The sequence below is a fragment of the Phocaeicola faecicola genome, assembly GCF_013618865.1.
GTDB lineage: Bacteria > Bacteroidota > Bacteroidia > Bacteroidales > Bacteroidaceae > Phocaeicola > Phocaeicola faecicola.
In genome coordinates this window covers 143,093-154,289 of sequence record NZ_JABSOE010000002.1, presented here as the reverse complement: position 1 = coordinate 154,289, position 11,197 = coordinate 143,093, and the positions used below count along the sequence as shown (strand labels likewise).

Below are 11,197 nucleotides of genomic sequence, written 5' to 3'. Positions count from 1 at the left end.
CAAAAGCATAAAAAGTTCCGTTCAAATCGAACTCTTTGTCAATTCGCTTTTGTTGAGCCAGGTTTACCATGTGATAGGCAAAAGATTCAAATACGCGATAGTCTCTTAGCATGTTAGCTTTTGACAGAGTGCTACGTGTTATTGGAGTCTTGCCGAACCCTAAATGATATGACTTAGAAGAATGCGCAATGGTAATATCAGTCAGTTCTCGAAGGCTGTTGCAGCCATCCAGCTGACCAAATATGAGAACTAATAGTTGGTTCCAGAAACTGATGCTCCAACTTTTTGTTCTGTCGTTGCTCTTTTCTACTAGCCGCTCAAAATAGCGTTTGGGAAGGAATGAAGTCATTTGACTGAAAACATATTTCTTAATATTCATAGCTATCGCAATTTGGCCCAGCCCCTAAGGTAACTGATTCAAATATGCGACAAGCATTTTTTGAAAACAAATATTGTAAATCAAATAATTAACGAGTCTTTTTACAATTATTAAGAGACACTAGTGAAAATGTTACTATAATTTTCTTTGCTGTATTCAGATATATCAGCGTGCATCCTCCGAGTTTATCAGATAAACAATGGTATTGTATTTGATTTTCGCCTTGTTCTTTCTGATATTGGAAGATATGGCAGAAGTTGCAGAGTTATACATGTTCTGCAGTGACTGGAGGGCAATGGCCTCCGTAGAAATACCGGTACCGTAACCGTCACTGGATTCAAAACTGATATTCTGCTGTACCGTATTGGAACCTGCATCCTTCATGAAATCACGGAAAGCCGATTCAGGAACATAGAAGCCTTCCATACCGTCATTGTCAAAAACAGAAAGCTTAACCTTGATGAACCTGTCGCCGACAAGAATACTGGTTATGGAAGCCCTGACACGCTGCTGTCCGAAACCTGTTACCGTTCCATAGAGGTAAGTACCCTTTTTCAGCTTTGTGCCGCTTACCGTCACATCATCCAGAAGCTTGAACCGCAGACGTGTACCTTCATGCGCCTTTGTAGTCTGGTCAATCATGGCACGTATCAGCTTGTTCTCGGCAAATTCATCCGGAGCAGTAACCGTATTGAACCTGTCGGCATTGGTGTCATCAGACTTGATTACCAGACTCGGACGGTTGCGTTCCCTTTCCTCCTGATGCACTTTAGCTATGGAATCAGCCCTGTGCTTTCTTTCCGCTTCCTCTGCTTCCGGGTCTTTGATACCCAGTCCGCTTTCAATGGCCTTCTGCCGTTCATAGCTCCTCCGCTGAATCTCTTCAAGGTCACGTGCAAACTCGTCCTGTGAGGAATAGCCCATACCTCCGTAACCCGTTTCACTGTTTCCCGAAGGACCGTTTCCGTAAGCATATGCATTGATATGCTTTCTTGATTCGGCAAGGGAACGCTCCAGTTCTTCAAGTTCCCTCTGCTGTCGCTGTCTTTCAGCTTCAGCTGCATCCAGACGGTTCAGCTCTTCCTCGCTGTAGCCGTGTTCCAGTTCCTCCTTCTTCTGTTCTTCCTCCCCGATACCGCTTACGGCTGTGAAGGCATCCTCGTCACCGAAACGTCTGGACATCTCATACATCTTGTCTCCGGCTTCCTCGGCATTGGCCTGGGGAAGCTCCATGTTGATACGGTCTGTAGCTACCGTTCCGGCAGTCTCCTCACCACCGGAGAAGGTCTGCATCACAAAGTATACCAGTGCGCACAGCGGAACGAATATGACCAGCGGAAAGATATACTTGGGCTGTTTGAAATTAATCTTAATCATGGGTTATCATTGTTTTTAATGGATTTGACTATATTTTCCAGCTGCCGGTATTTGAGGATGATCCGCAAGGAATCCTCACGGCTCTTTACAGGTATGGCAATCATGGAGTCCAGTTCATGACGCAGTAACTGTCCCTTCACCGTCATGTCCGTCAATACACTGCGGTGAATGTCCTTGTTTGCCTGGATGGTACGGAATCCCTGAAACACCGGTTCCATTGCGGCTATCGAACTGACATCCGGCTCACTCTGTTTCCCGTTGCCGGAATCTATGGCTACGGTACCTACAAGTAGCAGAAGCAGCGTTCCCGCTACACCTGCGAATGTCGTTTTCGGATGTTTAGCCGCACATCTGTTGGCCAGTCTGATTCTTGCGGCCAGACGGTATCTTGTTCCGATGACACCCAGTTTGGGCTGCAACCACGACCTGACAAGCAGATGCGTTTTCAGACGGCTTTCCTGTATCTTTTTTCTGAATGATTTCATAATATCAGTATATCAATAGTCCAAATCCTTGTTTTCAAGAGTCCTCCAGCCGGTAATGAGCAGACCGTGGGGATTGTTCCTTGTCCTCGGTACGGACTCGATGTAACCTGTTGTCACCATCGAGCGTCTGATGTCTCTGGTCCTGCGCTTGATAAGTTGCGTACCGTAATAGGTAAACTTCCGTTCATGTTCGTCAAACTGAATGGAGTCGCACATGATGGTGCAGACAGCCGAAGAGGAAATGATGTCCGAGTAGAAACCGTTCTCGTCCATGGCCTGTTTCTGTTTCAGTGCAGTTCCGTCAGCCATATACATTGCTTTCCCTACCGTCCATTTGATATAGTCGTTGTCGGGCGGCAGGTTGAAGAAATACTGGTGGAACAGCTGTATGTGCGCCTTGGCCTCCATGGTGAAGTTGGCTTCCAGCCGTGCACGCTCGGCAAGAAACGGAATGTCTCCGTCAAGTACATAAATCTGCTGCCTTTCCTCATTGACCAAAGAAATGCAGCACCAGACCGTAAAGGCACAGATGACGGTGCAGCCTCCGATTACCGCAAATACTGTCATCATGGCCAGTCTGGTTTTCTGTGCAAGGGATTCAATAAGCATATTGTAAAAAGATTTGAAGTTATTTGACTAATGACTTGACAGCCGAACCGGCTCCCTTCATGGTTGAACCTGCCGCACCTCCGGCCATAGCACCTGCAGCCGAAGTGATGCCCATTGCAGCCGAACCGGCAACGGAACCCGTACCCGAGCTTACACCTCCCGGAATCAGCCATGATGCCACTTCAGGAACGAAGCGTATGATATAGGCACCCACGAGCATACCCATGGCATACATACAGTTGGAGCCTATTCCCTGCAGTCCCAGTGCGCCAATCTGTTCCCATGAGTTGACCGAGCCGTGCAGCAGATGGTCGTATGCCACCAGATCCTGCTGGAGGTTATAAAGAAGGATGAAGTCTATATAATAGATGCACATATAGGTAACGAATCCCCATAACGAGAGGGAAAGGAACTTGGACATCCACTGGCTCCAGGCCGAGTTCCATGGCGGTGCCAGCGAGAGAGCAAACATGATCGGACAGAATATCATCATGATGGCCATGAAAATCCTCTGTGCCACGAGCATCCCGTAATACGACATCTGGAAAATCAGTTCCCCGACAAAGCGTATTACATCGTTTATCCATTCACTGACCTTCGTCTCAGCCGCCACGGCAGCCCTTTGGGCGTAGTTGTTGATGGTCGAGCCCAGATTCTCCACATTATATATCAGCTTGTCCCACCAGGCAGCATCCTGACCTATTTCGGCCACCTGCTTTGCCGTGGCTATGGAATCCTGCACGGTTCTCAACCTGTCAAGATATTCACTCTGTTTCTGTGCCACCTTCAGCTCGAAGGCAGCCACTTCCTTGTTCTTTGCCTTGGCCATAGCCCATGTAGCGGACTCCAGACTCTTTCCCGGAACCTGCAGAGCCGAGCATATCCATGAAGAGAATGAAATACACAGGGAAATGCCGATGATGCGCAACAGCTTCATGACATCCATGCCACGCCTTCCGAGCATCATCATCCAGCATTCGTATGAACCGACACACAGGGCCAGGCACAGACCGAGAGCCTTTGCCATTGAAACGGCATCACCGAGAACGGCCACATTGGGAAATGTCTCCATGGCCGTCAGCAGCTTTTCCAGACTTTCGTCAATGGCCGGAAGTCCTATTGTCAGCGGAATAAACAATAAATCCATATCTTAAAATGTTATTTGTTTTTACTTGTTTTTCAATAATGCGTAGCGGCAACGGCACAAAGGTGTGCAGTCCTGTTGACCAGCTCTGCCATCCTGGATTTGGCTTCCTCGTATGCCTTCTGCCGCTTGGCGTTCTCCAGTCCATAGCCGACACCGGTTTTGTGTATATAGGCTATATCCGCACAGAGTATTTCATTCTGGCGGCTCAGCTCGTCCACCTGATAGCGGAGCTTGCCGTCACTCTTCTGCATACAATAGAGCAGTCCGTCCGTGATACAGTCCTGCATACGGTTGAACTCGTCCTTGTAGGTGGCATACATCAGGTCAACATTTCTGTCAGCCTCCCTTGCCAGTTCTTCCTTATACAGTTCCTCGATATATTTGCGCTCACTCTCCACTTTCCTGATTTTCTGCCTCTGCGTCTCTTCGGCAGTCACACGCACCGGCATGATACGTTTCACATCAGACTTTGGTTCCTTGAAACGGACACGGAATCCGGAGTTGAACCAGTCCCATTTCCAGTACATTTCCGCACCTGAGTATTTCTTATGCAGGAAAAAGTAATACCAGTCCGGAGCGAAATCCCATGGACCGTTCTCCATTGACTTCCACTGCTTCTGCTTTTCACTGTCACTGACTATGCTTTGGGCATTGGATGTAAATATGATACATGATACAGCCAGACACATGATTATTGTAAATATTCTTCTAACCTGCATATCCCTGATTCCATTTGTTGATTACACGCTCAGCTATCTCATTCTTCACATTGGAGTTCAGTATCTCCCAGATATAGTCCGGCTTCCATCCGCAGTCCGTGACAAGGAAACAGTACAGGTTGGCATTATCTATTATGTACCTTGCCCTGTCGATTGAAGCCTTCAGTGTCATTACCAGATTCAGCTTTTCATCCATGGAAGCCTTCATCAGGTTTATACCCGAAGCGGCCACGGATGCATACAGTCTGTAGCAGTGCTGTATCTCCCTTGATATTGCCACGTTGGCATCGGCATAATACCATGCCACGAAAGGCTTCTTCGATACATGGCTGAAAGTATTACCGGTAAAGTCCTTGTATTCCGTTACCAGCTGATACAGTGAGTTGGCCGTTGAAGAAATGGCACCGGCCAGTACCAGATACGAATAGGCATTGTTCAGTCTTGTATCCAGAGTGGTCCTGACATCATTGAACTTTTCCGCACCCTTCTCAATGAGCGACTGCTCGCCATAGCTTGTGGCCACCCTTGTCAGTGCCTTGTCCTCGTCCTTCTTTATGGCCTTGTGCAGGGCTATGAGTGCTTCGATAGTCGGCAGGTCTTTGGGTATTATGTAAGCGGAAGCCTTTACAGGCAGCAACAGCATTATAATACCGGCTGATATGATACTTATATTCCTGAGTTTCATGACAGAGATATATGAAAGGTTAATAATTTGAAGCAACCAGTCCGTTCCAGTCCTGTACAAGATTCCCCACATGATTCTTCATGGTTACCACATTTGCCCATCCTTCAGGGTCAATGGCAAAGAAGAGGTCGTTTGCAGTGGCATACTGTGCCATCAGAACCATCCCTTCCACCTTGTAGCGTATCCTGTTCAGGTCAGTATAGATGCTGTTGGCCAGTGTCAGCCTTTCATACCTGTCCAGCAGGTTGTAGCCGTCATCCTTTTTTTTGGCAGTTGCCTGTCCCTGCAACGGATTGGGAATCCTGGCATTGTTCACGATATTGACGAAGTTGCCGACCAGCTGCTGGGTTTCCGCTACAAGGTTACCGAGTTCGTTCAGACAGAGCAGCTTGTTTGAAAATTTGGCCTTGTTTACCGTACTGACAAGTACCGGAACATTTCGCAGAATATCCAGAGCGCACAGGCCTATTTCCTTATAATAAAGACTTTCAGTCCCGAAACCGGATATGTTCTCCATACTCAGCTTGTATAGTTCCTTCATGGTAGCCATGCTTACCGTATAGAGTTCCACCTTCTGTTTCTTGGCAGCGATGGTATCTACACGCTGGTTATGCTGTTCCTCGATAAGCTTCTGTGAAGCGGTATTGGCCAGGACAATCTTCAGGCAGTTGCGGTCGAATACGATTCTCCAGGCAGCATGTGCATTAATACAGACAAATGCAGAAACCATTATAACCGATATGATTCTTAATACTGTTCTTACCATAGTGACATAACTTTTTGATGTTGGTTGACTTTTCTTGCAAACTCCAGATACAGAAGTCCTCCATCCGCCTTGCGGTCTTCCTCGATACGGGTGATGGCCTCCTGCAGCGTACCGTACCAGGCAAGATAAATCTTCAGTGCCTCCTTCTCGGTACGTTCTGTAGTGTATGCCCAGTAACATTCAGGTGCTTCCTCCACACCGTACACATCCGAGTGCTGTCCCCGGCAAATCCACACCTCCTTGAAGTAGCTTCTTCCCTCATGGTTGTTCAGTGCATTGATGGTGAATATCTGCTGACGCTGTATGTCAGTGAGTCCCAGAATGGCTGCAATATCCTCATACCTGTCCTTGAACTTGGTCTGGTCAAGCAGAATCTTCACATCCGAGTTGTTGATGATGGCCTCCTTTACAATAGGGGAATCAATCACGTCATTAAGCTCCTGTGTGACCACACCGGCTATTCCGTGGAACTTCCGGACGGTCTTATACAAATATTTTATATATTCTGCCATGGTAGGTGAAGCGATTGCCTTCCATGCCTCTTCGATGATAAGAGCCTTCCGTCCCTTCTTGATACGCATCTTCTGCAGGAACACATCCATGATAATCAGCACCACAATCGGAAAAAGCACCGGATCATCCTTTATTTTATCTATTTCGAACACAATGAAACGCTCGTCAAACAGGTTAATGTCCAGGTCGGAGTTCAGCGTCATCTCCAGCTCGCCGCCACGGTAGAACTGTTTCAGTATGGCTGCAAAGTCATGTATATTGAAACTGATTTTCTCCAGCTGTGTAATTTGCGGTATGCGCTCCAGGGCAAACTCATAATAGGAGTTGAACGAGAGTTCCTGAACCTTCAGCCTGCGCTTCTGTTCCTCCATATGGTCAATCTGCCTGTCTATCTTAATCAGCATGGAATTGTTATAAAGTTCCCTTTTATATTTTTCTATGATGGCAAGTGCACGTTCCTTTTCCGATTCTGTAGCCGCTTCATCATTTATCAGAGCTGTCAGTGAACGGCACTGTCGGATAAGCTTCAGACGGCGTACTTCGGAAGGCAGCAGCAGGGCACGGCTTTCAGCCTTCTCCTGAACCTCTTCCGTATTTATCTGCCTGTCGATGTCCTCCATGCTGTGCGTGTACTGTTCATAGTCATCCTCCATCTTGGCGGCGACCAGCAGTTTCTGCCTCAGTGCCTCACGCTCACTGTCGCTGAACTTTTCAAACGGATTGAAATAGGCCTCGTAATATTCCACAATGGTCTGGTTTATCAGCATGTCCTCAATCTTTGTTGGAAATGCGTTGCCCTTGAATATCAGGAATATCAGCGATTTGAGGAAGTTCTTCTTTTCACCGAAGTTAAGTTCATATTCCTCCTTCGTGACCTTGAACGGATTCATGGAAATGGGCTTCTCCTTCGAGTAGGCTATGTATGTACCCTTGTAATATCCGCATATTCCTTCGTATGAATCACCCGTATCCACCATGACCACATCCGTATTCTGTTCCAGCAGCTGGCGTACCACACTGTTCATGTGGAAGGACTTGCCGGAACCGGAAGGACCGATACAGAAGAAGTTGGCATTGTCCGTCATTTTCTTCTTGCCTTCCTTGCCTGTAATGTCGATACATACAGGCAGTCCCTGACGGTCGGTGTAGTATGTGGTCAGCGGTGTATCCTCAGACTCCTTCAGATGCTCCTTGAAGAAAAAGCACAGGGCAGCATCCGAAAGTGTCAGGAACAGGTCATAGTCCGGGTTGAATGCATAGCCGTTACCGGGAAAACAGTCCATGAAAAGCTCCAGCTGGTTGTAGGCTGTTCTTGACGGCATGATGCCGCACTCGTACAGTTTGGTCTCCAGAAAGGAAGTTACCGGAGTAACCTTGTCAGGCGGACAGCTCACCAGAATGTTGAAGTTGCAGTACACAAGCATGGTACTGTCAACGGCCAGCCTGTCCAGCACTTCCTCAATGTCAGCCCTGGCAATACGGTTGCTCGGGTCCGGCATGGAACCGTGACGCTTCGCCTTGGCCTGGAGCTTGCGCAACAGCTTCCTCTGTCCCGGTATCTGAATGACCTGGTTGAACACCACACAGTCCGAGTAGGGGACGCCGGTAAGGAAAGAAAGCATGTCGGTTGCGATACCGTAGCCGTTGATGTTCATCTGCGTGTACGGCTTTACCATGGAAGGTAGGTTTATCTCGTCAATATCCACCAGCGGATAGGAACGGATAATCCGGTCACCTGTCCTGAGATATTCGTCCGAAGCCTTGAAGTTGGTCATCGAGAAGGGTCCGTGCCGGAACTGGAATGCCATGAAACGGTGGCAGTACTCGCTGACTTCCTCCTTGCCGAGCTTTCTGTGCCGGATATGCTTCTCCGTCAGAATATCATCCGTCTTTGATACCTTGGAATGGAAGTCGAGCCATCTCTTCGGGTCGTACTGGATGAACTGGCTTCTTTGAGCCTCCTGGGTAAGGATAAGAAAAGTCCTTATCTCTGTGAACTCCCTTCCCTCGAAGTACCTGAAATAACTTCTTGTCAGGAACTCCGCATCATCCGGCACATCATGGTGATATGCCTGTCTGCACAGAATATCCTGCTTCTGCAGTGCATATCCCTCACCGATAGTCTGAAGGATATTGGATAGCACGTCATGAAACAGCATGTACTGCTGCGCATCAGTACAGAGTTGCTGGACCGGATTTGTTATCTCGAAGATAACGGACGGCTCGCCTCTGGCCGAGAACAGCACGACATTGCCGTCCGTCTCCTCCAGCTGCGCATAGAGTCCGTCAAAAATTCTTTTCCTTTTGTGTGCCATACTGTATAAAGTGATTTACTGTTCTTTTCTCAGGCTTCTGTAGATATAGATGCCTCTTGACCTCTTCTTGTTGTGGAGTCCTCCACGCTGTTTGATGTAGATTGTTATCAGTCCCACCAGTGCCATGACCATCATGGCTATGAATCCTGCAACCTTTCCCAAGGCGATTGAGAAACCGATAAAGCCTACGAATGATACGCCTATGGCTGCCGCTGCCAGAGTGAGGAAACGGCCACGTATGCCCATAAACTCCAGCGGCTTCTGCAATCCCTTGAACACAGGGTATCCTTCCTGATTCATTGTCATGCCGGGATAGGATTACTGGAAGAACAGCGGAAGAGCTTCCGAAAGTGCGATGAATGCGATACAGCCTCCGATGGTAAGCATGATGGTCTTCTTCACGTCCTGGTCTCCGTTCTGCATCTTGAAATAGACGTTGAAGGCACCGACCAGAACGATAACGGCAGCAATGGCCTTCATCAGGTTCGATACCGGAGTCTGATAGGAACTGACTTCCTGAGTGGCCTTGGTAAAACCAGCTGCACCCTTGCTTCCTGCCATTACGTTTGATGTGGAAATAATCAGTGCAATGGCCGCCATCACACACTTCTGTCCAAAACTTGAACCGATGAAACGCTCCGTAAGATTCCGGGCATTTTTCTTTATTATCTGCATTTCTGTATAATGTTAAAGGATTTCATCGCCAAAGAAACAGATGTCACTAAAGGAACGGTATATATATCAGGCATTTTCACAGCTGAAAATAACGGCACCGAGGTCACTGGTACCGGTCTCTGCCAGTCTGTTTATTTCCTGAATGATATTCTCTACCAGAATGCCGTCAGTCATGATGGCCTCCCGGTAAACGTGTCTGGAAGATTCTGATTTTGATGCAGATTTCTCTGTACCGTCAGAATCAGTATTTTCATTCTCAGGTCCGGGATTCCCTGTATTATTCTCTTCCTGATTCTCTTCTTTGGATTCAGGTTCATCCCGGTTTACCCTTATCGGCCTGAAACTTTGTGCCTCTTCCGATATGTCTATGTCCTCTTCTTTATGGCTGTCCTGCTCGGCATTCTGTGCGGCCTTTGCCCTCTGGAAGTCCATGAAAATCATTGCCGCATAGTAGAATACCATTGCTACGAAGAGAAGGAATACTATCTGTCCGTACTGCATGGCTGTTGTAATATGATGTTGGATGAAAGAACGGAACTGTCCTCCGGAAGCGGAAGGATATGCAGTCCCAGTCTGATACCCCGGCTTTCCAGACGTTCCCTGCGTTCCGTAGTGCCGGTATAATAAATCACGTTATGTTCCTCACTGATGATGTATCCGTTTGACTTCATGTTTGAGCGCACCCTTACCTTTGCCCTGTTTGAAATGACACGGATACCGGTTATGGGTTCCAGTCCGAAGACGATACGCCGTCTTTCCCTCTTTACCATCTGGGTACGGATACGTGAGGAAATCAGGTGTTTCTCTTCACTGCTGCGTTTCAGTCCGAGTGCAGCGGCTATGCGTCCGACACTCATCCGTGTAATGCCGAGAGCTTTCCCTATCTCAGAGAAGGAACACTCCTGAAAGTGGTTTCTGATATAGTCGGCACGCTCCATCCATCTGGATTTGGCCATTTTTACAAGTCCAAGTTCACGGGCTTTCAGCTTGACGGTCGATTCGCTAAGGTTGAGAACGGCAGCGGTATAGGCTGTGGTCTCTACCGGATACAGCTCGACAAGAGCGGCCAGCATCCTGTCAGTCCAGTCTGTTTTTTTCATATCCTACAGATTATAGCTGTTAAACAAAGATTTCTTTTCCCTTCTGTATTCTGCCAGACGTGGCAGGTAGGACTTGAAGAACGCCCTTACGATGGCATTCACCAGGTCAGAGCGGCATCTGCCATGTATATCGCAGTCATCAAGTGAATCTGCAAGGTCACGGTCGAGTTTGCAGACGAGCCTTTCTGTTTTGTCCGTTCCCGAACCGTCCGATTGAAGGAATTCCATGAAGTCATCCCAGCATCCTGTATCCGAGAGGGAAACAGCAGTATCCTTTTCCTGTGCTTCGTTATTATTTTCCTTTTGCTCAACCTGGGTTTCTACGGAATCTTGCGTCAATATAAGTTCTGAATCATTGATGCCTCTTGTCAGGTCATCTATTTCCGGTATATCCTTACTCATAGTGCTATGGTTATTGAAGTTTACT

Annotated in this window: 14 protein-coding genes; all 14 read right to left on the bottom strand. The window is 47.7% G+C overall.

Annotation, left to right across the window (positions count from 1 at the left end):
* On the bottom strand, positions 1 to 379 hold a 379-nt coding region (locus tag H3001_RS01180), incomplete at its 3' end, for a DUF4372 domain-containing protein (protein WP_181213840.1).
* Between the two features lie 165 nt (positions 380 to 544).
* Complete coding sequence (traM, locus tag H3001_RS01175) at positions 545 to 1,756, bottom strand: conjugative transposon protein TraM (protein WP_005649280.1); 1,212 nt, start codon at positions 1,754 to 1,756, stop codon at positions 545 to 547.
* Positions 1,753 to 2,241, bottom strand: a complete 489-nt coding sequence (locus H3001_RS01170) for a hypothetical protein (RefSeq protein ID WP_008157806.1) — start codon at positions 2,239 to 2,241, stop codon at positions 1,753 to 1,755. The genes traM and H3001_RS01170 overlap by 4 nt, the downstream gene beginning before the upstream one ends.
* Positions 2,242 to 2,253: 12 nt before the next feature.
* Entirely contained in the window at positions 2,254 to 2,850 is a 597-nt protein-coding gene (gene traK, locus H3001_RS01165; protein WP_005815599.1) for a conjugative transposon protein TraK, read from the bottom strand.
* A 19-nt stretch (positions 2,851 to 2,869) separates the two neighbouring features.
* Positions 2,870 to 3,997, bottom strand: a complete 1,128-nt coding sequence (locus H3001_RS01160; protein ID WP_008157807.1) for a hypothetical protein — start codon at positions 3,995 to 3,997, stop codon at positions 2,870 to 2,872.
* Positions 3,998 to 4,029: 32 nt separating this feature from the next.
* A complete protein-coding gene (locus H3001_RS01155) occupies positions 4,030 to 4,716 on the bottom strand; it encodes a DUF5045 domain-containing protein (RefSeq protein WP_005649289.1) in 687 nt (228 codons plus the stop codon).
* On the bottom strand, positions 4,706 to 5,359 hold the full coding sequence (locus tag H3001_RS01150; protein WP_036608341.1) for a hypothetical protein: 654 nt from the start codon (positions 5,357 to 5,359) through the stop codon (positions 4,706 to 4,708). Before H3001_RS01150 ends, H3001_RS01155 begins: the two co-directional genes overlap by 11 nt.
* Positions 5,360 to 5,420: 61 nt before the next feature.
* Positions 5,421 to 6,167 (bottom strand): hypothetical protein, encoded by a 747-nt coding sequence (locus tag H3001_RS01145; RefSeq protein WP_181213839.1) that lies wholly within the window; start codon positions 6,165 to 6,167, stop codon positions 5,421 to 5,423.
* Positions 6,161 to 8,995, bottom strand: coding sequence for a TraG family conjugative transposon ATPase (locus H3001_RS01140; RefSeq protein ID WP_008157810.1), 2,835 nt, complete (start codon positions 8,993 to 8,995; stop codon positions 6,161 to 6,163). Before H3001_RS01140 ends, H3001_RS01145 begins: the two co-directional genes overlap by 7 nt.
* Positions 8,996 to 9,010: 15 nt before the next feature.
* On the bottom strand, positions 9,011 to 9,301 hold the full coding sequence (locus tag H3001_RS01135) for a hypothetical protein (RefSeq protein ID WP_005815561.1): 291 nt from the start codon (positions 9,299 to 9,301) through the stop codon (positions 9,011 to 9,013).
* A 12-nt stretch (positions 9,302 to 9,313) separates the two neighbouring features.
* The gene (locus H3001_RS01130; protein WP_008157812.1) at positions 9,314 to 9,670 is read right to left on the bottom strand and encodes a DUF4134 domain-containing protein; all 357 of its coding nucleotides are present in this window, start codon (positions 9,668 to 9,670) and stop codon (positions 9,314 to 9,316) included.
* A gap of 66 nt (positions 9,671 to 9,736) precedes the next feature.
* Complete coding sequence (locus tag H3001_RS01125; RefSeq protein WP_005815557.1) at positions 9,737 to 10,171, bottom strand: hypothetical protein; 435 nt, start codon at positions 10,169 to 10,171, stop codon at positions 9,737 to 9,739.
* Positions 10,153 to 10,770, bottom strand: a complete 618-nt coding sequence (locus H3001_RS01120) for a hypothetical protein (RefSeq protein WP_005815555.1) — start codon at positions 10,768 to 10,770, stop codon at positions 10,153 to 10,155. Before H3001_RS01120 ends, H3001_RS01125 begins: the two co-directional genes overlap by 19 nt.
* Before the next feature lie 3 nt (positions 10,771 to 10,773).
* Positions 10,774 to 11,172, bottom strand: a complete 399-nt coding sequence (locus tag H3001_RS01115) for a hypothetical protein (protein ID WP_008157813.1) — start codon at positions 11,170 to 11,172, stop codon at positions 10,774 to 10,776.
* Positions 11,173 to 11,197: the final 25 nt, after the last annotated feature.